Origin of the sequence: Streptosporangium sp. OZ121 (assembly GCF_051918885.1) — a bacterium.
Lineage (GTDB): Bacteria > Actinomycetota > Actinomycetes > Streptosporangiales > Streptosporangiaceae > Streptosporangium.
In genome coordinates this window covers 281,628-306,310 of the sequence record NZ_JBPXMC010000001.1, presented here as the reverse complement: position 1 = coordinate 306,310, position 24,683 = coordinate 281,628, and the positions used below count along the sequence as shown (strand labels likewise).

Annotated in this window: 35 protein-coding genes; 33 read left to right on the top strand and 2 right to left on the bottom strand. The window is 68.9% G+C overall.

Annotation, left to right across the window (positions count from 1 at the left end; genetic code table 11):
• Positions 1-1,112: 1,112 nt before the first annotated feature.
• The 5 genes from ACTOQ1_RS01475 (at position 1,113) to ACTOQ1_RS01455 (ending at position 4,204) form a co-directional block, all read left to right on the top strand.
• Entirely contained in the window at positions 1,113-1,313 is a 201-nt protein-coding gene (locus ACTOQ1_RS01475) for a hypothetical protein (RefSeq protein ID WP_440063825.1), read from the top strand.
• Positions 1,314-1,368: 55 nt separating this feature from the next.
• Positions 1,369-2,199, top strand: a complete 831-nt coding sequence (locus tag ACTOQ1_RS01470; RefSeq protein WP_440063824.1) for a hypothetical protein — start codon at positions 1,369-1,371, stop codon at positions 2,197-2,199.
• 79 nt (positions 2,200-2,278) lie between these two features.
• The gene (locus ACTOQ1_RS01465) at positions 2,279-2,992 is read left to right on the top strand and encodes a hypothetical protein (RefSeq protein ID WP_440063823.1); all 714 of its coding nucleotides are present in this window, start codon (positions 2,279-2,281) and stop codon (positions 2,990-2,992) included.
• 255 nt (positions 2,993-3,247) lie between these two features.
• Complete coding sequence (locus tag ACTOQ1_RS01460; RefSeq protein ID WP_440063821.1) at positions 3,248-3,856, top strand: hypothetical protein; 609 nt, start codon at positions 3,248-3,250, stop codon at positions 3,854-3,856.
• Positions 3,857-3,973: 117 nt separating this feature from the next.
• Entirely contained in the window at positions 3,974-4,204 is a 231-nt protein-coding gene (locus ACTOQ1_RS01455; RefSeq protein ID WP_440063820.1) for a hypothetical protein, read from the top strand.
• On the opposite strand, the gene ACTOQ1_RS01450 is transcribed toward ACTOQ1_RS01455, so the two are convergent.
• Positions 4,201-4,827: a hypothetical protein gene (locus ACTOQ1_RS01450; RefSeq protein WP_440063819.1), complete on the bottom strand. Its 627-nt coding sequence runs from the start codon at positions 4,825-4,827 to the stop codon at positions 4,201-4,203. The two genes, ACTOQ1_RS01455 and ACTOQ1_RS01450, sit on opposite strands and share 4 nt — an antisense overlap.
• Before the next feature lie 131 nt (positions 4,828-4,958).
• Between ACTOQ1_RS01450 and ACTOQ1_RS01445 the strand changes: the two genes are divergently transcribed.
• The 5 genes from ACTOQ1_RS01445 to ACTOQ1_RS01425 all read left to right on the top strand — a co-directional run bounded on the left by ACTOQ1_RS01445 (position 4,959) and on the right by ACTOQ1_RS01425 (position 8,684).
• Complete coding sequence (locus tag ACTOQ1_RS01445) at positions 4,959-5,957, top strand: tyrosine-type recombinase/integrase (protein ID WP_440063818.1); 999 nt, start codon at positions 4,959-4,961, stop codon at positions 5,955-5,957.
• Between the two features lie 10 nt (positions 5,958-5,967).
• On the top strand, positions 5,968-6,114 hold the full coding sequence (locus ACTOQ1_RS01440) for a hypothetical protein (protein WP_440063817.1): 147 nt from the start codon (positions 5,968-5,970) through the stop codon (positions 6,112-6,114).
• A gap of 212 nt (positions 6,115-6,326) precedes the next feature.
• Positions 6,327-7,112, top strand: coding sequence for a DNA adenine methylase (locus ACTOQ1_RS01435; protein WP_440063816.1), 786 nt, complete (start codon positions 6,327-6,329; stop codon positions 7,110-7,112).
• A 2-nt stretch (positions 7,113-7,114) separates the two neighbouring features.
• On the top strand, positions 7,115-7,570 hold the full coding sequence (locus ACTOQ1_RS01430; RefSeq protein WP_440063815.1) for an XF1762 family protein: 456 nt from the start codon (positions 7,115-7,117) through the stop codon (positions 7,568-7,570).
• 28 nt (positions 7,571-7,598) lie between these two features.
• Entirely contained in the window at positions 7,599-8,684 is a 1,086-nt protein-coding gene (locus tag ACTOQ1_RS01425) for a hypothetical protein (RefSeq protein WP_440063814.1), read from the top strand.
• Here the strand turns inward: ACTOQ1_RS01425 and ACTOQ1_RS01420 are convergent.
• Positions 8,681-9,064: a hypothetical protein gene (locus ACTOQ1_RS01420; protein ID WP_440063813.1), complete on the bottom strand. Its 384-nt coding sequence runs from the start codon at positions 9,062-9,064 to the stop codon at positions 8,681-8,683. The genes ACTOQ1_RS01425 and ACTOQ1_RS01420 overlap by 4 nt on opposite strands.
• A gap of 121 nt (positions 9,065-9,185) precedes the next feature.
• Here ACTOQ1_RS01420 and ACTOQ1_RS01415 point away from each other — a divergent pair, with 121 nt between their 5' ends.
• The 23 genes from ACTOQ1_RS01415 to ACTOQ1_RS01305 all read left to right on the top strand — a co-directional run bounded on the left by ACTOQ1_RS01415 (position 9,186) and on the right by ACTOQ1_RS01305 (position 24,661).
• Positions 9,186-9,920, top strand: coding sequence for a ParB/RepB/Spo0J family partition protein (locus ACTOQ1_RS01415; RefSeq protein ID WP_440063812.1), 735 nt, complete (start codon positions 9,186-9,188; stop codon positions 9,918-9,920).
• 23 nt (positions 9,921-9,943) lie between these two features.
• The gene (locus tag ACTOQ1_RS01410) at positions 9,944-10,429 is read left to right on the top strand and encodes a hypothetical protein (RefSeq protein WP_440063811.1); all 486 of its coding nucleotides are present in this window, start codon (positions 9,944-9,946) and stop codon (positions 10,427-10,429) included.
• On the top strand, positions 10,426-11,706 hold the full coding sequence (locus ACTOQ1_RS01405) for a PBSX family phage terminase large subunit (RefSeq protein ID WP_440063809.1): 1,281 nt from the start codon (positions 10,426-10,428) through the stop codon (positions 11,704-11,706). The genes ACTOQ1_RS01410 and ACTOQ1_RS01405 overlap by 4 nt, the downstream gene beginning before the upstream one ends.
• A gap of 147 nt (positions 11,707-11,853) precedes the next feature.
• The gene (locus tag ACTOQ1_RS01400) at positions 11,854-12,324 is read left to right on the top strand and encodes a hypothetical protein (protein WP_440063807.1); all 471 of its coding nucleotides are present in this window, start codon (positions 11,854-11,856) and stop codon (positions 12,322-12,324) included.
• Complete coding sequence (locus tag ACTOQ1_RS01395; protein ID WP_440063806.1) at positions 12,324-12,803, top strand: hypothetical protein; 480 nt, start codon at positions 12,324-12,326, stop codon at positions 12,801-12,803. Before ACTOQ1_RS01400 ends, ACTOQ1_RS01395 begins: the two co-directional genes overlap by 1 nt.
• Before the next feature lie 16 nt (positions 12,804-12,819).
• Positions 12,820-13,932, top strand: coding sequence for a hypothetical protein (locus ACTOQ1_RS01390; RefSeq protein ID WP_440063804.1), 1,113 nt, complete (start codon positions 12,820-12,822; stop codon positions 13,930-13,932).
• Positions 13,933-13,945: 13 nt separating this feature from the next.
• On the top strand, positions 13,946-14,719 hold the full coding sequence (locus ACTOQ1_RS01385) for a hypothetical protein (RefSeq protein WP_440063803.1): 774 nt from the start codon (positions 13,946-13,948) through the stop codon (positions 14,717-14,719).
• An 8-nt stretch (positions 14,720-14,727) separates the two neighbouring features.
• The gene (locus tag ACTOQ1_RS01380) at positions 14,728-15,018 is read left to right on the top strand and encodes a hypothetical protein (protein WP_440063801.1); all 291 of its coding nucleotides are present in this window, start codon (positions 14,728-14,730) and stop codon (positions 15,016-15,018) included.
• Positions 15,019-15,032: 14 nt separating this feature from the next.
• Positions 15,033-15,293 (top strand): hypothetical protein, encoded by a 261-nt coding sequence (locus ACTOQ1_RS01375; RefSeq protein WP_440063799.1) that lies wholly within the window; start codon positions 15,033-15,035, stop codon positions 15,291-15,293.
• 121 nt (positions 15,294-15,414) lie between these two features.
• Entirely contained in the window at positions 15,415-16,974 is a 1,560-nt protein-coding gene (locus ACTOQ1_RS01370; protein WP_440063797.1) for a phage portal protein, read from the top strand.
• On the top strand, positions 16,974-18,959 hold the full coding sequence (locus ACTOQ1_RS01365) for a phage minor capsid protein (protein ID WP_440063795.1): 1,986 nt from the start codon (positions 16,974-16,976) through the stop codon (positions 18,957-18,959). Before ACTOQ1_RS01370 ends, ACTOQ1_RS01365 begins: the two co-directional genes overlap by 1 nt.
• Positions 18,956-19,120 (top strand): Rmf/CrpP fold protein, encoded by a 165-nt coding sequence (locus tag ACTOQ1_RS01360; protein WP_440063794.1) that lies wholly within the window; start codon positions 18,956-18,958, stop codon positions 19,118-19,120. Before ACTOQ1_RS01365 ends, ACTOQ1_RS01360 begins: the two co-directional genes overlap by 4 nt.
• 17 nt (positions 19,121-19,137) lie before the next feature.
• The gene (locus tag ACTOQ1_RS01355) at positions 19,138-20,019 is read left to right on the top strand and encodes a hypothetical protein (RefSeq protein ID WP_440063792.1); all 882 of its coding nucleotides are present in this window, start codon (positions 19,138-19,140) and stop codon (positions 20,017-20,019) included.
• Between the two features lie 55 nt (positions 20,020-20,074).
• A complete protein-coding gene (locus tag ACTOQ1_RS01350; RefSeq protein WP_440063791.1) occupies positions 20,075-21,013 on the top strand; it encodes a P22 phage major capsid protein family protein in 939 nt (312 codons plus the stop codon).
• Positions 21,014-21,092: 79 nt separating this feature from the next.
• Positions 21,093-21,440: a hypothetical protein gene (locus ACTOQ1_RS01345; protein WP_440063789.1), complete on the top strand. Its 348-nt coding sequence runs from the start codon at positions 21,093-21,095 to the stop codon at positions 21,438-21,440.
• The gene (locus tag ACTOQ1_RS01340) at positions 21,440-21,775 is read left to right on the top strand and encodes a hypothetical protein (protein WP_440063787.1); all 336 of its coding nucleotides are present in this window, start codon (positions 21,440-21,442) and stop codon (positions 21,773-21,775) included. Before ACTOQ1_RS01345 ends, ACTOQ1_RS01340 begins: the two co-directional genes overlap by 1 nt.
• Complete coding sequence (locus tag ACTOQ1_RS01335; RefSeq protein ID WP_440063785.1) at positions 21,762-22,109, top strand: hypothetical protein; 348 nt, start codon at positions 21,762-21,764, stop codon at positions 22,107-22,109. Before ACTOQ1_RS01340 ends, ACTOQ1_RS01335 begins: the two co-directional genes overlap by 14 nt.
• Before the next feature lie 3 nt (positions 22,110-22,112).
• Positions 22,113-22,505 carry a hypothetical protein gene (locus ACTOQ1_RS01330; RefSeq protein ID WP_440063784.1) on the top strand — a complete coding sequence of 131 codons (393 nt, stop codon included), beginning with the start codon at positions 22,113-22,115 and terminating at the stop codon, positions 22,503-22,505.
• Positions 22,502-22,813: a hypothetical protein gene (locus ACTOQ1_RS01325; RefSeq protein ID WP_440063783.1), complete on the top strand. Its 312-nt coding sequence runs from the start codon at positions 22,502-22,504 to the stop codon at positions 22,811-22,813. Before ACTOQ1_RS01330 ends, ACTOQ1_RS01325 begins: the two co-directional genes overlap by 4 nt.
• Complete coding sequence (locus tag ACTOQ1_RS01320; RefSeq protein WP_440063782.1) at positions 22,804-23,172, top strand: hypothetical protein; 369 nt, start codon at positions 22,804-22,806, stop codon at positions 23,170-23,172. The genes ACTOQ1_RS01325 and ACTOQ1_RS01320 overlap by 10 nt, the downstream gene beginning before the upstream one ends.
• The gene (locus ACTOQ1_RS01315; protein WP_440063780.1) at positions 23,169-23,615 is read left to right on the top strand and encodes a minor capsid protein; all 447 of its coding nucleotides are present in this window, start codon (positions 23,169-23,171) and stop codon (positions 23,613-23,615) included. Before ACTOQ1_RS01320 ends, ACTOQ1_RS01315 begins: the two co-directional genes overlap by 4 nt.
• 72 nt (positions 23,616-23,687) lie before the next feature.
• Positions 23,688-24,155 (top strand): phage tail tube protein, encoded by a 468-nt coding sequence (locus ACTOQ1_RS01310; RefSeq protein ID WP_440063778.1) that lies wholly within the window; start codon positions 23,688-23,690, stop codon positions 24,153-24,155.
• The gene (locus tag ACTOQ1_RS01305; RefSeq protein ID WP_440063777.1) at positions 24,155-24,661 is read left to right on the top strand and encodes a DUF7426 family protein; all 507 of its coding nucleotides are present in this window, start codon (positions 24,155-24,157) and stop codon (positions 24,659-24,661) included. Before ACTOQ1_RS01310 ends, ACTOQ1_RS01305 begins: the two co-directional genes overlap by 1 nt.
• The last annotated feature ends 22 nt before the right edge of the window (positions 24,662-24,683 follow it).

The following is a 24,683-nucleotide window of genomic DNA, read 5'->3' as shown; positions in this document are numbered from 1 at the left end:
CGTCAGCGAGCCCCCGAGACATCCCCTCGTCGCTGACGGGTTTTTGGCGTTCCAGACGCGTTCTGATGCGTCTGACGCATACGACGCAGGCACATGCACCACGTACAACGCTCTGAGAGCTTCACTGAGGCGCGAACAGAGGGTGTCCGGTATCTCGTCTACCCCTCATGATCGAAAACGCTTACAGAGGATTACAGGGCTTTGGAGTGAATTCGAGAGAGCTGGAACTGGCTGTCTGGTCGGGAGGCGCGAAAGTCGGCCAGGATGCGCCAATCCACAAGGTGGCGAACGTGCGGATTTATCGAACGCGCGTTCGATATCGATTCGCCGGACCGTGGAATGCCAGGTCGGGGCTGTTCCTGAAATGTTATGTAGTTGGCTCAGAACCGTTATGTAGTTTCCGGCTCTCTGACCATAGGTTTCTCGGCATGCACACAGACACGAGAGCGACGATCACGGCAGGCGCTACCGGCGCCCTGCTCGCGTTCGCGCTGCTCCAGACACCAGGGGTCGCGACCTTCGTGACCGACCGCGCCGCACTCGCCATCGAACCCGGACCGCAGGGACCGCAGGGCGAGCCCGGACCCGCCGGACCCGCCGGACCCCAGGGACCCGCAGGACCCCAGGGACCGCAGGGACCCGCCGGACCCGCCGGACCTACCCCGACCACCCTGCCCCAGGGTCCCGAAGGTCCTGCCGGACCCGCCGGACCGCAGGGCCCCCCCGGACCGCAGGGACCCGCCGGGGTCAACGGCACCCCCGGACCCGCCGGACCGACCGGACCCGCCGGACCCAAGGGAGCCGACGGCACCCCCGGAAAGACCGGTGCCACCGGACCCAAGGGAGCCACCGGACCGCGCGGACTCACCGGACCGCGCGGACCCGAAGGGAAGCCCGCACCCACCCCCACGGGGCGGTATCTGCGCGGACCCGCCGGACCCGCCGGACCCGTTGGCCCGACCGGACCGCCCGGACCGCAGGGCGACGCCGGACCGCGCGGACCGCAGGGACCCGCCGGACCGCAGGCAACCGACGCGTCTTCCACGACGCGCCCGGACCCGCGCAACGACGCGACGGACGACGACACGACCGATCTCACGGGGACGGATCTCGTGGCGAACGCCGCGCCGTACGTGGCCGTGCCCCTCGCGCTGCTGTTGGCCGTCGCTGCGGTCGTGGTCGCGATCCGGCGACGCCGTAAGCCCGTGGGAATCGCTTCCGATTCCCACGCTCCGACCAGCGAGAACACCGACCCGACTACCGACGACCAGACCGACGCAACCGAAGTGATCAAGCCCCACACCGACCGCTAGACCCCACGCCCCGCCGCACCGTGCGGCGGGGCACCTCTCGAAAGGACACGCCACCATGGCGAGCACGACCCGCAAGACCAGCACCACCCCCAAGGCGACCGACGCGACCGACGCGCCGACCACCGACGCGCCGACCACCGACGCGCCGACCGTTGAGGCCACCCCCACCACCGACGCGCCGACCGAGACCACCGACGCGCCGACCGAGACCCCGGACGCGGTGGAAGTCGAGATCGACGAGAGCGCCGTTTTCGCGGAGCGCATGGAAGCGCTCTTGACCACCCTCGGAGAGGCCGCCAAGGGACACACCACGGGCAACAGCGGCCCCCTGGCGCTGTGCATCCGTAGCGCCGTCGAGAACTGCCGCCCGACCCTCCCGGAGTGGGCGGGAGCGATTGAGAACGGCCTCACGCCGTACGAGCCCATCCTCACCACCGACAAGGAGGGCAACACGAAGCGCGGCGGGAAGTACGCCATGCCGCCCCGCTTGAAGGCCGTTGAGAACTACGCCGCTGGACTGGAGTGGTTGGGCCTGTCGAAGACGGCCACCCTTGCCATCTGGGAGCCGACCGAGAACGAGCTGATCAGCCTGTTGGCGGAGGACGACAAGACCGCCGCAGCGATCAAGCGCGCGACCGCGAAGGACAGCGCGGCCAAGAAGCAGCGTGAGGAGGAGGTCAAGGCCACCACCAAGAACGCCGTTGCGGTCGCGAGCAGCATGGAGAAGATGAACCTTCCCGCCCTGGCGATCGACACCCCGGTAAGGGCCGTGGTCGCGGATGCTCTCGCGTCCGGACTGCTCACGTTCGCCCTGGTGAACGCCGCCATGGAGGCCGCGAAGCTGGAATTCCGCCTCAGCGAGACGCCGCCCGTTCCCGCCGAGTAACCCCGTGGGTGCCCGTGGCCACGGTCACGGGCACCCGCCCTCTCCCCACCACCACAGCCACGCCATGAAGGGTCACGACATGATCAGCAGGGACAACGCCACCCTTGCCAGGGACGCCGCCTACTACGCGATCCGCGCCGTTCAGACGCACACGGAGGACTGCGACAGCTGCAGCCCCGAGCCCGAGACCAAGCCCGAGCCGTGCAAGGTCATCGGGCACTACCGCGCCAACGCCGACAAGCTGTGTGCGGAAGCGCGACACGCCCTCACCGCCTACGCGCCGAAGGGAACGCAGGTCATTTACCAGGGCATGCACGAGGAGTTCCACGGTGAGTACACCGTCACCGGTCCGGCGCGTCACTGCGCATGGGGTGCGTACGACCTGACGCGCGATGACGGCCAGGTGTTGCACGCCGCGCCGCTCAACTCGGTTCACCTGACGGAAGCCGCAGCAGCCGAGCGCGACAGGATGAACGCCGCCCGCGCCGCCGTCGCCGCCGTCCTTCAGGTCCTGGAGTCGCGCGGCCTGGTCTTGAAAGTCACCGTGGACAGGACCGACAACGGCAAGGTGTTCATTGCCTGGTCATCGCTGGACTTCTTCCGGCTGCAGCAGCGCGCGGCGATGATGGAGAGCGCCGAGACGCGACAGTACCTCGCTGGCGCGTTCCGCCTGTTGACCACACTGCGGACCGCAGCGCAGCGGGACAGAAGCGAGGAAGTGAAGAAGGTGACCACGACAGCGCGCGCCATCTTGGCCCGCACGACGACGCGGAGGAACACGCCGCGCGCGTAGCGCGGACCGAACGCGCGAGCGTGGGAATCAGCACCGATTCCCACGCTTTCGCGCGAGACCCGACCCCCCTTGCCGACAGGGGGGAGGGGGTGCCTGCGTCTTGGTCCTGGACGAAAGTAAATGATCTTGTAGTGTTGTGGCCTTCGGTTCCCTCGGGAGGTGTGCGTGTCGGTTGCGTGTGTGGGTCCGTGTAATGCCAGGTCACGCGAGGTGTGGGGGAAGCATCTGGTTGCGCGGGAGCGTCATGCGGATGCGGTGGACGCGTGGGTGGTGGACGGCGAGGTGGGGGAGTGTCCGCCGGAGCCGGTGGCGCCTTCGGTGGTGTGGCTGCCTGGTGATCCGCTGGTGTGTGGGCTGTGCCGGGGGTCGACGCGGTCGGCTCTGCTGGAGGTGGACGCGCTGGCGTCGAAGGCGTCGAGGGAGGTTGATGGTCACCGGCCGCCGACGAAGTGGTCGCGGGTGTCGGGGTCGAGGCCGAAGCCTGCGGTGTCGCCGGTGGCGGAGATGCTGGATGACCTGGTGGGCGATCTCCTGCGGTTCGAGGATGGGTATCGCCGCGCGGTGCGGTGGCCTGCTCGGGTGTCGTTGGGCCGGGGCGCTGATGTGCGGTCGCGGTCGGTGTCGTATCTGGTGGATCACCTGCCGGGGGTGCTGGCGCGCGAGGAGTTCGTGGGCCTGGTCGACGTGTCGCTGAACTGGCTGCGGCGGCTGAGCGAGGAACCTGGGTGGTCGCCTGCGCGGTGCCGGTGCGGTGAGCGGGTGCTGAACTGGGACGCCCGGACGGGGTTCTTCGTGTGTTCGGCGTGTGGACGCCATGTGTCGCAGGTTGAGGAGCGGGGCCTGGTCGCCGACGAGGCCGGGTAGCGGTTCGGCTTGCGGCTGGTCACGGGCTGTGTAACACTTCGGTTCGACGGAGAGACGTGTGCCCTCAAGCTGATTGCTTGGGGGCTTTTCTGTTGTCCGGGGGTGATTGTGTCCCCTGTGACGGCGACTATGGCGGCGGCGCGGCTGGGCCGGTCTGCGGTGACGATTCGTCAGTGGGCTCGACGGTATGACGTCCGCCGGTTCGACGCCCGGGCGGGCGCCGCGGTGGTGTACGACTTCGCGGATCTCGCGACGATCGAGGGCTGTATCTGGCGGGGCGATCCGGTGCCGGCCACGCCGGAGGGCCGCGACGAGCTGCGAGCGTCGCTCGCGGTCGCGGCGGCTTAGCTGATGTAGTTGACGAGCACACCGATCGGGACGGACATGAGCAGGCCGGCGCCGAGAAACAGCATCTCGCGGCGTCGCTCGGCGCGGATGGTGGCTTTGGTCTCTCCGACGAGAATCTGCCGGATGTTCTCGGCCTGCTCCTGGTCGACGGCGAGGAGCCGCTGCTGTTCTTCGGCTTGGGCGATGAGTTCTTCGCGGGCGGCTTGTTGAGCGGTGAGGTCGCGCTGCAGGTCGGCCATGAGGGTGGCGGCTTCGGCGAACGCCTTGTTGACGCGCTCGACACGAAGACGGAGCCCTTCGCCGGGATCTTCCTCTGCGTGCGTGAGGCGCTGGTTCGTGCTGTGTCTCTCCATCAAGATGGCTATGACGGTCATAGGCACGGCGAACACGAGGGGAATAACAACTAAGTCCCATGGTGGCCTGCCGTTGACCTTGACGAAGAGCGCGATCAACGCACTTCCAGTGAAGAAGAGCGTGGCGGTAACGAACAAGCCAAAAGTGATGCGATTGAGTTTTCGTGGGTTCACTCGTCTATTCGATCGCGGCGAGATGGATGCGTGTCGGCTTGTGATCAGATCGCTACCTGACCACATGCGCGCTGGAATCGCGTTCGGTTTGATCATGCGTTCATGATCGCTAAGACAGGCACATAATCCAGGTTATGTTCCCCTTTGTCTGTTACCCTCGCGAGTGATCATTTGCCCTCGCGAAAGAAGATCAACATGAGCGACCCTCGCGCCAACGAGGCAAGCCAGTGACCGCCGAACTCGTCGCCCCCACGGGCGGCACCGTCGCGCGCCCCCTCGACCTCCCACCCCTCGTCATCGAGATCACCGGGATGTGGCTGGAGAGCCGCAAGTCGCCGAACACCCGGGCGGCATACCGGCGAGACATCCGGAAGTGGTTCCGCTACTGCGAGCGGACCGGCCTGGATCCGCTGGAGATGAAGGTCCGGCACGCCGAGCTGTTCGGACGGTGGCTGGTCGAGCAGGCGACAGAGGACGAGGAAGATCCGCCGAAGCCGAAGACGGTCGCGCGGGCCATGTCGACGGCGTCGGCCTGGTACAAGTACCTGATCAAGAACGACTACGTGAACGAGAGCGGCATCCCGGTGACGAACCCGTTCGCCGAGGCCGACCGGCCGAACATCCCCCGCAAGCACTCGGAAACGCAGGCGCTCACCAGGCCCGAAGCGCGCGCGATGGTCGAGACCGCCGACGCCGACCACGGCGGATCCCGGTTGCGCACCGCGGCGCTGATCCGGGTCCTGGTCGAGCTGGGGATTCGGATCACGGAGGCGGTCGACGCCGAGATCACGGATCTGGGCTACGCGCGCGGCTATCGGACGTTGAGCGTCACGCTCAAGGGCGACAAGCCGCTGATCCGGAAGCTGCCGGTGGAGACCGCTTACGCCGTTGACCAGTACCTGGCTGACCGGGCGGCGCGGGCCGGCGTGGAGCTGCGGGACCTGCGCGGTCCGCTGTTCGCGACCGCCTCGGGCAAGGCGTTCCGCCGGGAGAAGGCCTACGAGCTGGTCCAGCGGATCGCCAGGCAGGCCAAGATCGACGCCAAGGTGACGCCGCACACGCTGCGGCACACCTGGGCGTCGCTGGCCGAGGAACTGGGCGCGACGCCGCGCGAGATCCAGGAAGCGCTCGGCCACGAAAGCATCGATACGACCGAGATTTACCTGCACTCGCGGGACATGTTGGAGCGGGACCCGTCGCAGCTCGTCGCGGCGGCCATCGAGTAGGGAGGCCCCGGTGGCTGCTGCTACGCACGCCTGGCTCCACCTCTGCGGGGTGCTCACCGTGGGGGCGTGGAGGCGCGGCGCGGGCTGCGCCGGGTGCCGGATTTCCGTGGAGCACGCCGAGGACGTCCAGCAGTTCAAGCTGTCCCGAGTCTGGTAGGTCGGGCACGGAATTCGGACGTTCTTCACGAAGAGTCGTTTTCCGGACAGGGACGCGTGTGCATGCGCGTCCCTGTAGTCGTTTCTGACGGACGATCACGCGCACGCGCGTATGAGTTAGATCAGTCAGAAGATGATCAGCTCAGAAACGATCTCAGAGCGTCGCGCCTGATTACCGACGTTCCGCAGAACTGAATACGGAGGCCCCTCGCCGTGGTGCTACGCCCGCCGTTCTCCTACTACGGCGCCAAGGGCCGCCTCGCCCCCTTCATCGTCTCCCTGCTCCCCGCCCACGAGGTCTACTGCGAGCCCTTCGCCGGATCCGGCGCCGTCTTTTTTGCGAAGACCCGGTCGAAGATCGAGACCCTGAACGACCTCAACGGCGACCTCGTCACCTTCATGCGGATGCTCCGCGACCGGCCGCGCGAGCTGCAGCGAGCCATCCAGTTCACCCCGTACGCCCGCAGCGAGCACGCCGCGGCGAAGCTCGGCGACACCTCGGTATCCGACCTCGAACGCGCGCGCCGCTGGTGGATCCAGTGCAGCCAGTCGCGTTCCGGGGAGGCCGGGGCGTCCTGGCGGCGGCCGACGTCGCGGACCAGGGTCAACAACCCCGCCGGATCCAAGCGGGCCGGCGCGGCGCTGCGCTGGCACGCCGCCCGCCTCCGGGACGCGTTCATCGAGCAGGTCGACGCCTTCGAGCTGATCACCCGCATGGACTCGCCCGAGACGACGTTCTACCTCGACCCGCCTTACCTCCGGTCGACGAGGAACACCTTCGGCTCCGGCCACTACGTCAAGGAGATGGACGAGGCGCCCGAGCACCGCCGCCTCCTCGACATCATCACCCGGTGCCGCGGCGGCATCGTCCTGTCCGGCTACCGCTCGCCCCTGTATGACGAGGCCCTGGCTGGCTGGCGCCGCGTCGACTACCGGGTACGGCAGTCCGCCTCCGACGCCCGGACCCACGCGGTCGAGTCCCTGTGGATCAACCGGTAGCGGTGGCACTTCACCTCGTCCCCGTCACCTTCGCCCAGGCCAGCGCCCACGTTGAGCAGGAGCACCGCCACCACCGTCCGCCGCCGGGACACAAGTTCTCCCTCGGGGTCTCCGACGAAGATGGGGTGCTGCGAGGCGTCGCCATCGTTGGCCGGCCGGTCGCCCGAGGGCTGCAGGACGGCCGAACCCTGGAGGTCACGCGGACCGCGACGGACGGCACCCGCAACGCCAACAGCATGTTGTACGGCGCGGCCTGGCGGGCGGCGAAGGCCCTCGGCTACGTCCGCATGATCACTTACACGCAGGACGGGGAGAGCGGCGCGTCCCTGCGCGCCGCCGGCTGGCGGCCCGTCGCGCACTGCCCGCCCCGGCCCGGATGGAACTGCCCCTCCCGCCCCCGCGCGGCGAGCGGCAACGACAACATCGCGCGCACCCGCTGGGAGATCAGCTCCCAGTGACCTCCGTCTCACCCCTCGGAGAGCCCTCATGTACTGGCACGCCACCAACTACGCCAAGCAGGACGGCCGACAGCCGGGCCAGCTCGCGCACCGCTCCTTCTGGCTCGGCGACGCCCCTCGGCTCATGCTGTGGTGTCGCCTCCGTGGCCACCGCCCCGTCGTCGACGGCTACGACCCCCACCGGCCGGGCGGCGACGCCGCGCGCTGGGTGTGCTGCGACCGGTGCGGAGTCCGGCCCGAACCGCAGGGCAGCCCCGACCCCGAGCAGTACGCGGTCGGCGATCCGTACACCGGCCCGTACATCCCGCTGATCAGGGTCCTCGTGGCGCGCTCGATCGCCTCGGCGCTGGGCTTGAAGCCCACGCTGAACACCGACGACCAGGGGAGGCCCGGCCCGTGGCCGGACAACCCGGGCGGCACGGTCGGCGCTGAGGTGATCGTCGGCAAGACGTTCGGCGTGTTCTCCATCGCGGTGGAGGTCGGCTCCGCTGGCGAAGAGCACACCCTGTCCGCACACCTGCGAATCAACCCGCTGGGCGCCATCTACCTGCACACCGAGCGGTTCGGCACCTGGCTGCAGCGCCGCCTGATCCCGAAGGGCTACGACTCGCGGAGCATCAGCCTGGGCCTGGGCGACTGGCGGCTCCGCTGGCAGATCTGGGCGGTGAGCAACTCCTGGTCGCGGGACACGCCCCGCTGGCAGGACGGCTCCCTGAGCCTCGACCTGATGGAGCAGCTGCTCGGCCCGAAGCGCTACAGCTACGAGGACGTCGGCATGCCCGTGCTCGTCCCGCTTCACCTCGCCGAGGGGGAGGCGTACCAGGTGCGGCTCCGGCTCAAGCGGGTCCGGTTCGGCCGGCCGAAGGGCCGCCGCCCGAAGATGTCGTGGTCGGTGGAGTGGATGGCGGACCGCGGCATCCCCACCAAGCCGACAGAGCGCGACGGCGAAGGCGTGACGAGCGCGGCGGTCACGGTGCCTGACGAGTCGGTGGCCGCCGGCGCCTGGGACGTGACGGCGCGCGAGCTGATCACGAAGTGGATCGAGGAGCAGCGCGCCCGGTACGGCTACCGGCCGGGCAGCTCGGAGGCGGACGGCGACGCAATCCGCCCTTAGCGGTCGGGATGGTCGTCGGCGAAGTGCGCGGTGATGGCTTCCTCCACCCGGAGACGCCTGGCGTCGCCGCGGGCGTTGGCCCTCGCAGTGAGCGCTGCCGTCACGTCCTCTGCGGCGTAATCCAGCGGCAGCACGAGCCGTACAGGCTCCGTATCCGGGTTCTCGTCGTGATACCAGGGACACCCGTCGAGCGGACAGCGGATGCGCGCGGTGCCGCTGAGCGGGTGTGGGATCGAATACGGGAACTCCGGCGCCGGGATGATGCTCGGCGGCGCAGGTGGCGCTTTCGCCGCCTCCCGATGCGCGCGAAGAACATCATCCAGGCCGTCCTGACGTAGTCGCGCCACGGCGTCCTCGATCTCAGCGAAGTCGTCGCTCATTTCTCTCCTCGCACGGTGGCTTTGCCCTGCTGCTTGGGACCGCACCTGACCGTCGTGCAGGCGAAGGCCCGGCCCGCCCACGCGACTCCATCACATCATCTTGCCCTCGCCCGGAGGTGCCGTGTCCGCGCTCGTCCCCCAGACCTACCGCATCGTCGCTGTCGACGACCTGCAGCCGCACCCCGACAACCCTCACAAGGGCGACCTCGACGTAATTCGAGAGTCCGTTCGAGAAAACGGGTTCTACGGCGTGGTGCTGGTCCAGCAGTCCCGGATGCGGATCATCGCGGGCGAACACCGCTGGCGCTCCGCCCGCGAGGAAGGCCTGGTCGGGCTACCCGCCGTGCTGCTCGACGTCACCGACGAGCAGGCCAAGCGCATCATGCTGGCCGACAACCGCTCGGCCGAGTTCGGCGGCTACGACGATCAGGTGCTCGCCACCCTCCTCCAGGGCCTGCCTGACCTGAGCGGCACCGGCTGGTCCGACGACGACCTCACCGACCTGCTCGACGACCTCGGCGGCGTCGAGATCGTCACCGACGAGCCCGCAGACCCTCGGCGCTCCGCGCCGCCGCCCGCGCCCGAACCGGAGACCGCGAGCAGCAGCCGGCCGGGCCCGCCGCCGCCCCCCGCCGAGGAGCACGACCTCGAGGACGAGGAACACGACGACGCCGGCCGGGCGGACGACGCCCCGCCGCCCCGCCCGAAGGCGGGCACCACCGCGGACCTGATCCTCACGGTGACGGCTGCCGAGCACGACGAACTGACCGACCTCCTCGGGAAGGTCCGGGCCCGCGACGGCGAGGCCACGACCACCCAGATCATCATGGCGGCGCTCCGCGCCTACGCCGCCTGACACGAAAGGGCGGCGTTCCCCTCATGGTTGTCAGCAAGTCGCGGCAGGTCGAGATCTCCCAGCGCCGCCACCAGGCCGTACAGATGCGAACCGCCGGTGTGTCTCCCACGGTCATCGCGGAACGTCTCGGCTACTCGGGCGCGGCGGCCGTCAGCAAGGACATCGACCGCGCGCTGCAGAAGGCGGCCAAGCAGGAACACCTCGCCTCCGAGCAGCTGCTCAAGCTGGAGATCGACAGGCTCGACCGCATCATGGCGGCGCTGTGGCCGAAGGTCATCAAGGGCGACGTCAGCGCAGCCGAAACGGCGCTGAAGACCATCAACCGGCGGGCCGCCCTGCTGGGCCTGGACCTGATCAACCGCAACGGCGTCGCCGACACCGACATGGCGTCGCTGCTGGGCAGCATGCTGGCGCAGCTGCAGCAGCGCTACATCCCGGCGGATCCCGACACCGACACCATCGTTGAGGCCGACATCATCTCTGAGATCGAGTCCGGAGACGACGAATGAGCCTCGGCGAGGTCGTGTCGCTGTCGCCGAAGCAGGAACGCTCGATCGCCGAGTCGACCGCGCGCCTGAACATCTGGAGCGGCGCGATCCGGTCGGGCAAGACGATCGCCTCCCTGCTCAGGTGGCTGATGTACGTGGCGAACGCTCCTCGGGGCGGCGCCCTGGTGGTCGTCGGCAAGACGGCCGACACGATCGCCCGAAACATCTTCGATCCGCTGATGGATCCCGCGATCACCGGCCCGCTGTCGCGCCGCATCCTCTACACCAGGGGCGCGCCGACAGCCAACATCCTCGGCCGCCGCGTGGAGATCATCAGCTCCAACGACGCCCGCGCGGAGAACCGGCTGCGCGGCATGACGTGCGCCGGGGCCTACGTCGACGAGGCGACGCTGATCGAGCGGTCTTTCTGGGACCAACTCCTCGCCCGCCTGAGCGTCAAGGGCGCGAAGCTGTTCGCCTCGACGAACCCGGACTCGCCGACGCACTGGTTGAAGAAGCACTTCCTCGACCGGGCCGCCGAGCTCGACCTGGCTCACTGGCACTTCACCTTGGATGACAACCCGGCGTTGGACCCGCTCTACGTGGCGAATCTCAAGCTGGAGTACACGGGCCTCTGGTACAAGCGGTTCATCCTGGGCTTGTGGGTCGTCGCCGAGGGCGCGATCTACGACATGTGGGATCCGGACAAGATGGTCGTGGACTCGCTGCCGCCCATGGAGCGCTGGCTGAGTCTGGGCATCGACTATGGGACGGTCAACCCCTTCGACGCGGTTCTCGTGGGCGTCAGCGTCCCCGACCTGCTCGGGCAGCGCCGCATCTACCTCGCGAGCGAGTTCCGGTGGGATTCCCGCGTGGAGCGCCGACAGCTCACCGACGCTGAATACTCCAGGCGGCTCACCCGGTGGCTGGAGGACCAGCCTGACACCTACGGGCCGGGTACGCGTGGAGTTGTCCCCGAGTGGATGATTGTCGACCCGTCCGCCGCGAGCTTCATCACGCAGCTCCACCGCGACGGGCACGCGCCGACGATGGGCGACAACAGCGTGATCGACGGAATCCGCACCGTCTCCAACCTCATCGCCGCCGACCAGATGCGGGTTCACCGCTCCTGCGAGGGATTCCTGGGCGAGATCGGCTCGTACGCGTGGGACGACAAGAAGGCCGAGCGGGGAGACGACGCCCCGGTCAAGGTCGATGACCACGCGCTGGACGCCGTCCGGTACGCGCTGCACACCACGCAAGCCGCCTGGGTGCCGCTGATGGATCTCGCTGCTTAAAGACGCGCACCCCGGGCTGGGGGTGCGTCGCTCCGCGCGGACCTCCGTCCGCGCGTTGAGCACCGGTGGTCTCGGCTTCCCCGCAGTTGAGGGGCTGCGGGTGAGGCCGAGACCACCCACTTCTTCTGACCTCACCCGAGGAGAGACATGCCCGACTTCCAGTTCAACATCAGCAAGGGCAGGGCCACCGAGCTGTACACCCGGGTCAAGACCGGTGATCCGGCGACCAGCGCGCTGGTCCTGGTCGCTCTGGCCGAGACGGGTATCGAGACCGACGCGGTTCTCGAAGACAAGGACACGCTTGCCGATGTCCTGTCCGGCAGCACCAACGAGGCGACCAACGTCGGTTACGCCCGCAAGGTCCTGTCGGCCGCTGACCTGACCGTGGTGGTCCCCGACGACGTGAACGACTGGGTCGACCTGGCCCTGCCTGACGCGACGTGGGCCAACGTGCAGGCGGGTACGGACTGGTCGAAGGTCCTGGTCTGCTACCGGCCCGCGACCGGCTCCCCGGACTCGGCGATCGTGCCCCTGACCTCGCACGATTTCCCCATCAAGCCGGACGGCTCGAACGTCGTCGCCCAGGTTGACCCCAGCGGCTTCTTCCGGGCGGCCTGATGGCCAAGTCTGGATATTCCGCGCTCATGCCCGCCCAGGCCCTGCTCGTCGCCAACACGGCGCGGAGCATCCTCGGCGTGCTCGCCCCGAGCAGCTTCGGCCTCGACCTCAAGAAGATCCGGGTCGGCCTGTACGGCACCTCCGCGTCCGGCGTGCCCGGCGACATCGAGCTGTGCGCGGCGACGTTCGCGACCAGCCCGCCGGCCGCCTCCATGGCTTACGCCGCGGTGGTCACTCCGCAGCAGCTCTACGGCCGAGTCATCACCCCGGGGTTCCTCGCGGCGGCGTCGTGGACGACGGAACCGACCGTCCTGACCGTGCTCGACTCCTGGCCGCTGTCGCCCAACGGCGGCGTGGCCTTGTACGACATCCCGCTCGGCGACACCCCGGACTGCGCACCCGGTACCGGGTTCGTGCTGCGAGCGCGGTTCGCGGCGGGCGTGAACATCAGCGCGGGCCTGCAGGTCGAGCGAGCCTGAACGGAGGGCGGCCGAGATGCCCGTAGTCGAGAACTTTGACGGCGGTGTCGTTGTCCCCGTCACCGGCAACTGGGTCCGCACGATCGAGCGTGCCCGCTCGGGCACCCTCTCCCTGGCGAACAACATCATCGGCAACAGCCAGACCGCCGACGCGGTCATGCAGGTGCCGCTCAGGGCCACGACGCTCCAGTTCTGGTATTCCGTCTCCTCGGAATCGGGCTTCGACTTCTTCAAACTCATCATCGGCGGCGTCGAACGGCTGTCGGTCTCCGGTGAGATCGGCTGGACACAATCAGCGGTGTTCGACGTGTCGGCCGTCACGCAGGTCACTTTCCGCTACGTCAAGGACGGCTCGGATGCGGCCGGAAGCGATGGCGCGTACATCGACGACGTGACGTTCGAGCTGGCGCCGCTGACCACACCGATGACGAACAGCTTCAACGGCGGCACCAACGCCACCGCCATCACTGCGGCCAACTCGGGCGGTGCCAGCGGCAACGCGCTCACCAACATCGTCGGATCGCCGCAGTTCAGCAACGCCCTGGTGCGTGGCGAGTCCGGCCTGTCCGCCGTCAACGCCGTCGTCGGCGCCGACACCCACGTGGATTGGGTGAACGTACCGCCGTCCGGCGATGTTTTCTGCGCCCGCCTGTACATCCACCGCCTGGGAGTGTTCCCCGGGTATAAGGGCCTGTTCGCCCTCCTCGGACCATCCGGGGTCGTGTCGAAGTCGTGGATACACCCTGCTGGCCGAGTCGGCGTGTGGACAGGATCGACGACTGCGCAGGTGATCAACGCTCCCGTGGGCATCCCCGTTGGCCAGTGGGGGCGCGTCGAGTACCGCTACACCATCAACGCGGGCGGCACCGGCACCGTCGAGGTGTGGACCTACCTCGATCCGGAGTCCGACACCCCCGACGACTACTCCATCTCGGCGTCCATCGCCTGGCCAGGCGGTAAGCCGCAAGCTGCGGAATTCCACCTGCACCGAGATGCCGATAGCTACTGGCATCTCGACGACGTCGCGATCGGCCCGGCCAAGCTCGGCCCGGCCCCGTCCACGGCGAGCCTGCGACCCCGCGGTCCCGTGGGCGGCTCGAAGGCGGCACATCGGGTTGCCTCGTGGTGAGGGGGCCTGAGCGATGCCGCGTCTAGGCCGCAGCCTTCTCGGTCGCCCCATCCTCGCCCGCCGTCGCTCTGCGGGCCCGACCGCTGCGCAGGTCGTCGAGACCGGCGTCGCGCAGCCGCTCACCCGGGTCAAGGCCCGCACGCTGGGCCTGGTCATCGAGACCAGCACGGCGAGCCCGCTCATCCGGGCCAAGGCCCGCACGCTCGGGCTGGCCGCAGAGGCCGGCAGCGCCGCCCCGGTGCGACCGGTCAGGGTGCGCGCGCTCGGCCTGGTCGTCGAGACCGGACAGCCGGCGCCGATCACGCGCGTCAAGACCCGCGGCCTCGGCCTGGTCGTCGAGACCGGCACCGCCCGGCCCCTGCGCGGCTGGGCGGCGATTCGCCTGGTCACCGGAACCGGGCAGGCGCGGCCGATCAGTCCGGCTAAGGCCCGCACGTTGGGCCAGGTCATCGAGACGAGCACGGCCCAGCCGATCGGCTTCGCGCGCGGAGGGCGCCTGACCCAGGTCGTCGAGGTCGGCGCAGGCCTCCCGCTCGGCCGGATCAAGGTCCGGACGCTGGCGCCCATCACCGAAACCGGTACCGCGCAGCCCGTACAGCCGCAGCCGCCGCTCGTCGGTGTCCTCGGCCAGGTCGTTGAGATCGGCACGGCCAAACGAATGCTGCGCCTCACCCCGCCGCTGCACGCTGGCGCCCCCTACGTGCTGTGGCAAACCGGCTCGCCCTACGTGGCCTGGCAGGCATCGCCGCCCTACACCACATGGTCCGCCGATCCCCCGCGAACGTAGGAGGCCCGTTGGACCCGATCTCGTCACTGAGCCGCCCGTACCTCTACATCCCCGTCACCGGCGCATCCGGCTCCGAGGCGGTCGAGATTGCGTTCGTCAACGTCGGCGCCGAGCCGGCCGAAGACGACTGGCTCCCCGCGGAGTGGTCCGGCATCACCGCGAAGGGCGCGGTCGCGCGCATCCTCATCGGCCCCGGCGGGGTGGTCGCCCTGCCGGACGGCACCTACATGGCGTGGGTCCGCGTGAACGGCGCCGTTGAGCGGCCCGTGCTGCGCTCCGGCGCCGTCCCCATCATCTGACAGGAGAGACCCTCATGTCCCCACTGCCGACGACGGGCCGGATCGTCCGGTATCGCGGTAAGCACGGGCTGCACGCGATCAGGGCGGCGATCGTCACCGCCGACGTCCACACGCTGGACCCCGAAGGCGTCGCGGTCGGCGCGGTGCCCAAGCTCGACAGCGAGTTCCACGTCCACCTGTGGGTGTTCACCCCCGGGCAGATGGGCGGGTTCCACGAGTTCAACGTGCGTCCGGGGACCGAGCCGGGCACCTGGCACTGGCCGGAGCGGACCTGATGCCGCTGACTTCTCCTTCCTTCCGCGTGGGAATCGGAACCGATTCCCACTCTCTGTCCATCCAGATTGACGAGGTCGAGCTGCGCGCCGCCGCCGACCTCCTCGAAGGCGGGGAGGTCTGATGCCGCTTCCAACCGTTGATCAGGAGTGGCCGCCGCCCGCCATCCGCCCAGAGATGCGGCTCTATAACCAGTGGGGAGCGTGGTACTCCGGCTCCCCGGACCGGCTCGCCGAGGTGTACGGAGCAGGCGTATCGCCGGGCATCGGCCTGGACCTGAAGGGCTGGGACCGGCCGATGCGCGGCGGCGGTGTCATGGGCCGGGTCGCCCGCTGGTTCTGGGGTTCGCCGACGCCGGCCGGACAGAGCAGGAGCACGAAGCTCCACGTCCCCATCGCGGGCGACATCGCCGCCACGAGCGCGGACTTGCTGTTCTCGGAGCCTCCGACCCTGAAGGTCCCGGGCAAGAAGGGGCAGGCGCGGCTCGACAAGATCATGCACGAGGCCGGGATCTACGGCGGCCTGCTGGAGGCTGCCGAACTCGGTTCGGCCTACGGCGGCGTGTATCTGCGGATCGGCTGGGACACCGGCGTCGACCACCCGGTGTTCGACGCGCTGCCCGCCGACGCGGGTGTGCCGGAGTTCAGTAGCGGCCGGCTGTCGGCGGTGACGTTCTGGCGGGTCGTCCGTGACGAGGACCGTCAGGTGTGGCGCCACCTGGAACGCCACGAAAAGGGTCGCGTCTACCACGGCCTGTACATGGGCGATGAGGATCACCTCGGCCAGCAGGTGCCGCTGGAGGACCATCCGGCGACGGCTCACTTCGCGCCGCAGGTAGACGCCGAGGGCGGGTTCGATTCCGGTTACGAGCGGGGCCTGCTGGTCCACTACGTGCCCAACATGAGGCCTCACCGCCTGCTGCGGGGGACGTCGCTTGGCCGCTCGGATTACTCGGGCGTTGAGCCGCTGATGGACGCGTTGGATGAGACGTGGACGTCCTGGATGCGGGATCTGCGGCTCGCGAAGGCGCGCATCGTCGTCCCCGAGGTCTACCTGCAGAACACGGGCCGGGGCCGCGGGTCGATGTGGGATCCGGACCGGGAGATCTACTCCGGGCTCGGGATGCTGCCGCCTCCGGGCGGCGGCTCCAACATGATCACGATGTCGCAGTTCGCGATCCGCGTGCAGGAGCACGGCGACACGGCGAAAACCCTGATCGCGCAGATCCTTCGCGGCTCGGGCTACAGCGTGCAGAGCTTCGGTGAGGGCGGCGACGGCCAGGCCCAGACCGCCACCGAGATCCACATGCAGCGCCACCGGTCCTACTCCACGCGCGGCCGGAAGGTGGGCTACTGGACGCCCGCGCTGGCCTGGCTGTCGGAGGTCCTGCTGTCCGTCGACCACCACATCTACGGCACGAAGGTCAGCGCCGAGAAGGCCACCGTGTCGTGGCCGGACGGCGTCATGCCCGACCCTGAGTCGCTGGGCCGGACGCTCGACATGCTGGTCCGCGCGCAGTCGGCATCGCTGGACACCCGGATCCGGATGCTGCACCCCGATTGGGATGCCGACCAGGTGAAGGCGGAGAAGGAGATGCTGCGTGACGAGCTCGGGCTGAACGTGCCTGACCCGGCCGAGCTTTCCGAGATGTTCATCCCGTCCGCCTCCGGCGACGACGACTGATGGCCGGGACTCCGGCCGAAGCGGTAGCGCAAGGGCTGGAGCAGGCGCGACTCGTCGCCGCGATGTACGCCGACGCCGAGGAGGCGCTTCTCGCCCGGGTCGCGGCCCGTGTCGCTGAAGGGCTCGACGATGACGACACCTCCCTGTGGGAGGCGAAGCGACTCGGTGAGATCGGTCAGCTCCGGAAGGACGCAGAGCGGATCATCAACCGTCTGGAAGCGGCTGCGAAGGCGGCGGCGAAGCGCGCGGTGGTGGAAGCCTGGTCCGCTGGGATGGATTCTGCGGTGGTCGGTGCGGTGCTGGACGTCCACGACGAGAAGATCCGCAAGCGCTTGGAGCGGACGCTCAGGGACGCGCGGAAGGTCGGTTCGAAAGCGCTGGTCAACCCTGGTCAGGGTGTGGCTGAGCTGGCCGCGCAGACGGTGCGGTTGATCACCTCCGTTCGTCTCGGGGCGCTGCGCGCTGTTGATGACGATTACCGGCGGGTGGTCGCGGAGACAGCGGGCCGGGCGCTGGTCGGCGCGGAGACGCGGCGGGATGCGGCGCAGCGGGCGCTGAACAGGTTCGCCCAGCAGGGCATCACCGGGTTCCGCACGCAGGAAACCGCTGATCGCCCAGCTCGTACGTGGAGCATGCCGCAGTACGTCGAGATGGCGATGCGGACCGCGATGGCGAGGGCCGCTACCGATGGGCACATGGCGACGCTGCGGGACGCGGGCATGGACCTGGTGATCGTGTCTCGCCTGCCGTACACGTGCAAGCTGTGTGACCCGTGGGAGGGCAAGATCCTGTCCCAGTCGGGTCCGGCCGGGATCCGGCAGGAGCCGTCAGAGATCGACGACAGCCTCGTTGAGGTCGACGTCGCCGGGACGGTGCAGGAGGCCCGCGAGGCGGGGCTCATGCATCCGAACTGTGGTCATTCCCTGAGCGCGTACCTGCCTGGCGTGACCCGCCCTCGGGAGGTCGAGCCCAGAGCCGCGACCTACGGCGATGCGCAGAAGCAGCGCTACCTGGAACGGCAGATCCGCGACTACAAGCGGCGCGCGGCCGTCGCCTTGGACGCCGACGCCCGCCGCAAGGCGGACGAGAAGGTCGCCGAGTACCAGAAGCAGCTGCGCGAGCACACCAAGGCCGCGGGGCTGCGGAGGACTCCGGCTCGGGAGCGGGTCGACGCGCCACCGAGGAACCTGGAGCAGCTGCCGGACGCAGAGGTCAACCGGCTCAAGGAGCGGTTCGCCGGAGACGGCGAGATCACCGCCCGCCTGACGCAGGAAACGCAGCGGCGGGCGGACGAGCGCGAGGCCGAACGCAAGGCGGCCGGCCCCGCGGCGGCCGAGGACCCGATCGAGGCCCTGTCCCAGCTCGACGATCTGGGCGACCTGACCGACGAGCACCTGACGGAGCTGATGCTGCGCTACCAGGACGATTCGGACGGGATGGAGCGCGTGCTCGCCGAGCTGGACCGCATCGAGGCGGCCACCAGGGAGCGCGAACAGTGGTCGTGGAACTGGAAGGACGAGGAGACGCCGGAGGACCGGCGGATCTCGGACCTGATCGCGACGGGCCGCTACTCCTACATGGAGGCGTACGCCGAGGTGTACGGCTTGGATCCGGCCGAGCTGGAGCGTGAGGAGCGCCGCGCCTTGGTGCAGGCGGAAGGCTGGCCGGGCGAGGACGTCGACCAGACGATTCGCCGCATGTACGCCGAGTGGCTGGATCAGCAGTACGACGCGGCCGAGGCCGCAACGAACGGCGTCTTCCTCAACAAGAAGGGCCGGGCCAACGAGGTCAGCGACAAGTCGCTGTTCTCCGGGCCGGCCGCTCGGGCCCGCGCGTACGCGAGCGAGGAACTCAAGCGCTGGTGGCAGGACAACCCGCGGCTGACGCTCACCGAGTTCCGGGCGCTGTGGCTGAACCGAGATTCCGACAAGAGGGCCGCAGCGCAGATCCGCGCGGGCGGCGCTGGACGGGAGTTCGGCCTATGACCGAGACCGACCGCAGGGCAGCTGTCACGTTCGGCCGCCTCGCCGGTGAGCGCGGCATGCCGGTCACGTCCTGCCCGTATGAGGCGCGGGGCGACGGTCGGCAGCGGGCGCTGCGGCTGCTGTGGCTGCGCGTCTACTACCGCTACCTGCCTGGTAGCTGATCTTCGTCTTCCTCTCCATGGGCCCGCCAGGCGCGGGCCTTTTCCATGTCCGGCGACAGCCCCAGGAGGGCCATCTCGTCATGATCGAAAACACTCTGCCGACGACGCCCGGTGCGCTCCTCGGTCTCAAGAAGAACGGCCAGCCCATCCGCGTGCAGGCCGGTGGAGCTCCGGACGACGAGCCGGGCGAAGGCCAGCCGCAGGAGACCCCTCCGCAGGTCGAGGCCACGCCCGAGGTCACTCCGGAGGCCGACGCTGGCCGCCCCGACCCGAAGAAGGTCGACGATCTTCCTTCGTGGGCGCAGAAGCTCATCAAGGACACGCGGACCGAAGCGGCCGACTTCCGGACTCAGCTCAAGGCCATGCAGAAGGCCGCCAGCGATGCTACGGCCCAGGCCGGTCCCACGCCGGAGGAAGTCACCGCGCAGGCCCAGGCCGAGTTCGCCCAGAAGATCGGCAAGGCGCTCGGGCTGATCACCGAGGAGGAGCAGCCGCTCGACCCGCAGCAGGTCATCGAGAAGCTGTCCTCGGAGAAGGACCAGACGGCCAAGGAGCGCGACCAGGAGAAGGAGCGGCACCGCCGCGCGCTGATCGAACTCGCCGTTCACCGGGGCAGTACGAAGGTCGGCGCTGACCCTGACGCGCTGCTCGACAGCCGTTCCTTCCTGAAGGTCGTCCGGGATCTCGACCCGGACGGCGCTGACTTCTCCACCCAGCTCACCGACGCTATTCAGCTTGCGGTGGAGAACAACCCGAAGTTCAAGGCGGCCACCCAGGCGGGGCCGCCGGCGCGTTCCGGGGGGGAGTTCACCGGCGGGCCTGGTGGGCGCTCCAACGACCCGGAGCACAAGACCGTCGACGACTTCCGCGCGCAGCGCAAGAAGCGGCCGACCTCTTAATCCACGCCGGTAGCGGTTCCGCTGCCGATCCCTTTCTGCAAGGAGAAAAGGCCCGATGGCTAACAACTTCCTCACCCCCAGCGTGATCGCCCGCGCGGCGCTGGCCACCCTCTACGAGACCTGCGTCATGGCCCAGCTGGTCCACCGTGACTACGACGAAGATTTCGCGGCGAAGATCGGGGACACGGTCAACGTCAGGAAGCCGGCGGTTTTCCAGGCGAAGGAGTTCAACCGCGAGGTTGGCATCGAGATCCAGAACGCGACCGAAACCGGTATTCCGGTCACCCTGAACCACTTCGCCGACGTGAGCTTCGCCGTGACCAGCGAAGACCTCACCCTCCGGATCGAGGATTTCGGCACGCAACTGCTGAACCCCGCGATGGAGGCCATCGCCCAGAAGATCGACAGGGACATCCTGTCCCTGCGTGACGACATCACCCAGGAAGTCGGCGTGACCGGCCAGTTCGCCGGTAACCCGGTCGGCGTCAACGTGTTCGCGCACTCCAACCCGCGTAGCGCGATCGACGCCAGGCGAGTGCTCAACCAGCGAAACGTGCCCAGCGCGGACCGCTACCTCGTCGTCGGCCCGGAGATCGAGGCCCAGTGGCTGGGCGACCCGCTGTTCCACTCGGCGGAGACCCGCGGCGACACCGATGGTCTGCGTGAGGCCAACCTCGGTCGAAGGGTGTTCGGGCACGAGGCGTACCAGACGCAGAACATCTACACCCCGGCGCAGGTCATCGGGAACAGCACCACCGAGGTCGGCGTGTCCTTCCACAGGACTGCTTTTGCTTTGGTGACGAGGCCGCTCGTTCTTCCGCAGGGCGCGGCCAACGCCGCCGTCGCCTCGTACAAGGGCTTCGGTCTGCGCGTCGTCATGGACTACGACATCGACCAGAAGCAGGACGTGGTCAGTGTCGATTGCCTCTACGGAACCAAGACCATCGACGCCAACAGGGCCGTCCTCATCAAGGGCGTCGACAAGACCTCCTGACCCTGGCGCACCTACGCCGAACCTCCCGTGGCCTGCCGAAACGGCGGGCTTTTCGCATTTCCAGGAAGGAAGGTGCGCGATGGCCGTCAAGGCTCGTCTCACCGAGAAGATTCTCACTCTCAAGGCACCCGCCGCAGGCGTCCACGTCCTGTGGCGCGCCCCGGTCGCGTGCAGGGTCAAGGCGGTGCGGGCCTACCGCATCGCCGGGACCGGCGCCGTCATCAACGCCGCGAAGAACGGCGTCGACCTGTGCTCGGCCGACCTGTCGGTCACCACGGCATCCACCTGGATGTCCGGGGTCCTGGCCGCCCCGGCGGTGCTGAAGTTCGCCGCCGGAGACACGCTCACCGCTGAAGTGGTGTCGGTCGCTGGCACCCCGACAGACCTGGTCATCCAGGTTGACGTCGAGCAGGACGCCAACACCTGATGAGTGCTGCAGAAGTGATCGGTGACGGCTTCGTCTACCGGAACACGCGCACCGGCCAGACGATCGAGCGGGCCGAGCGGTCCGTCCGCCTGGACAACCTCGACGTCTGGCTGTGCCTCCAGGCACCCCAGCCCGCGCCGGGCCCGCTGGACGGGCCCGCCGCGGGTTCCGCCGCGGGCCCGGCCCGCCCGGCCGAGCACGAGAACAAGGCCGCATGGGTCGCGTACGCGGTCGCCCTCGGCATGGACGAGTCGGACGCGAAGGCGCTGTCGAAGGCAACGCTCATCGAGGAGTTCGGCCAGGACAACGAGGAGGACGACAATGGCTCGGACTGACCTGACTCCCGTTCCGATGCCCCGCGGCGGGCTCAACCTCAGTGCCGCGCTGACCCCCGCAATCGCGGATGGTCACGCGTTCGTTCACTCCGACCGGCGGCAGTTGCGGGTCAAAAACACCAACGCCGCCGCCCGCACGGTGACGGTACAGCTCCCGGCCACCGTGGACGGCCAGGACGTCGAGGACCGCGAGTACGTCATCCCGGCGCTCACCGGCGACGTGCTGATCCCGCCGTTCCCGGCCATCTACCGGCAGAGCAACGGGAAAGTGAACGTGGACTACTCCGCGACCCCTGACCTGTCGGTCGCCGTCTACGAGCTGCCGGTGACGTAGCCGATGACGTACGCGACTGCTGCCGACTACACGGAATTCACGGGGCAGAACTCGCCCCCTGCTGATATCGACCGGCGGCTGTCGCGGGCATCCGAGCGGATCGATGAGCTGCTGACCAGCGCCGTCTACCCGGTCGACGACGCGGGCATGCCGACTCGGCCGGCCGACGCCGACGCCCTCCAGCGAGCCACCTGCGCACAGGCCGCGTGGACGTTGGCGGTGGGCGATGAGTTCGGCGTCGCGTCCGCGTTCAAGACGGTCTCGATCGGTTCGGTGCGCCTGGAGCGCGGCGGTTCGGCCGACAGCGCGCCCGCCCGGTACGCGCCCGATGCGTCGTCGATTCTGCAGCTCGCAGGCCTGCTACCGGGCTACGTGATCGACGGGAGCCCGTGGTGATGCTCCCTGAGTGGCTGCTGCGGCACACCGCGATCATCGAACCGTTCGAGGGTGACGGCGCCTACGGCCCGATCTTCGGACCTGCGGTGACGGAGCGGTGCCTGGTCGACGACGAGCGGCGGCTCGTGCGTGACGCGCAGGGCGCCGAGACCGTGTCCGATACGACGATCTTCTTCCGTCCGGGCACCCGGTGCCCGGAGGGGAGCCGGGTCACGGTCAACGACCGGGTCACCACCGTCATCACGTCGTTCAACCGGGACTCCGGCGGCCTGCCCACCCCTGACCACGTTGAGGTGGTGTGCCGCTGATGGTCTCTCGCCGAGTCGAATTCAACGAGAAGGTCAGCGCTGAGCAGCTGTCCGCGCAGATCAAGCGGTCAGCGGTGCTCGGGCTCCGGAAGTCTGCCGAGGTGGTCCTGGCGACGGCCCGGCACAACACCCCGCACGAATCGGGCGACCTGGAGCGATCCGGCGCGCCCAGCGTGGACCCGACCAACCTGGTCGCAGCGGTGTCTTTTAACACGCCGTACGCGGTGCGCCAACACGAGGAAGTGAACTACGACCACCCGAAGAAGGGTGAAGCGAAGTACCTCGAAAACGCGCTCGCCGAGGAAGCCGACAACGTGCGGAAGATCCTCGCGAAGTACCTGGAAGGGGCGTTCCGGTGAGCTGGACCCGTGACCTGCTCACCGGCCTGGCCGAGCTGCTGGCCGCCGCCGCGGTGGGCGACTGGATCCCGAGCGGCATGTACGCCGACACGCAGACGGCCATCACGATCGGCGGTCTGCCCGCGAAGCCCGACGAGGCGGTCACCCTCTCGGTGTACGGCGTCGGCCAGGCGGGCGACGACGTCGAGCAGGCCGACTCCAGCGTGCAGGTGCAGGTCCGCATGCGAGCCAAGTCCGACCCGCGCGTGGTGGATGACCTGGCCGATGGGGTGTTCGACGCCCTGCATGGCCTGTCCAACGTGCGGCTTTCAACCGGCGTGCTGGTGCTGCTGGTGCGCCGTACGATCGTCGCTCCGCTGGGGCGTGACAGCTCCGGCCGGTGGGAGCGGGCCGACAGCTACGACCTGATGGTGCATCGGCCCTCGCCGAACCGCGACCTCTGACCTCCCTTTCTTCCCGCGTGGGAATCGGTTCCGATTCCCACGCTTCGGTATGCGCTCAACAAGGAGACGATCATGGCGCTGCGTTCCCTGCTGGCCAAGGACTGGGTCCTCGAAGTGGCCACCGGCCCCGTCGAGACCCCGACGTGGACCCCGGTGAAGGGCCTGACCAGCTTCAGCGAAACCACGGACGACAACACCGAGGACGACGGCGATTTCGAGTCGGACGGCTGGGGCTCCACCGTCGTCACTCAGCGCACGTGGTCCATCGAGGCCGAGGGCCGCCGTAAGCGCTCCGACGCCACGGTGTTCACCCCGGACCCCGGCCAGGAGCGGATTCGCCAGGCCGGCCGCGTGGTCGGCTTCGACGCGAACATCAAGGTCCGCTGGTACCGCAAGGACGGCGCGCCGGACGCCTACGAGGGCACCGCCACGGTGTCGGAATTCACCAAGGGCGGAGCGGTCACCGACCTGGAGCCGTTCAACTTCACCCTGCTCGGCCAGGGCCAGCCGGTCGAGATCGAGAACCCGGTGGCCGCGTGATGGCTACCTTCAAGGATCTCGACGAGTTCTTCGACGACTCGCTCCGGCTGCCGGTCGGCGGCCGGACGTACGTCATCCCCGCCCCGGACGCCGAGGTCGGCCTGCTGTGCCAGCGGCTCATGAACGCGGGCATCGCCGCTGAGGCCGGCGAGGCGGTCGACGGCGAGGAGCTGACCAAGCTGGCCGCCGTCGTCCTGGACGACGACCAGGAGCAGGACCTCTACAAGCGGATCCTCGGGCCCGTCTACGACGAGCTGTTCACCGATGGCCTGACCTGGCCGAAGATCCAGCACATCGGCACCACCGCGCTCATCTGGGTCGCGGCGGGCACGGACGCAGCGGTCAAGTTCTGGTCGACCTCGGGGGAAGCACCCGCCCCGAATCGGGCGACGAGGCGGGCAGCGGCGGCCCGATCGACCCGATCACGGGGCTCCGCGACTGGTACGACCCGGACGACGGCCTCGCGGTCGAAGGCGGCCACCAAGTCGCCTGGCACGACCTCCTGAGGCGCTGGCCGCTGGTCGAGGC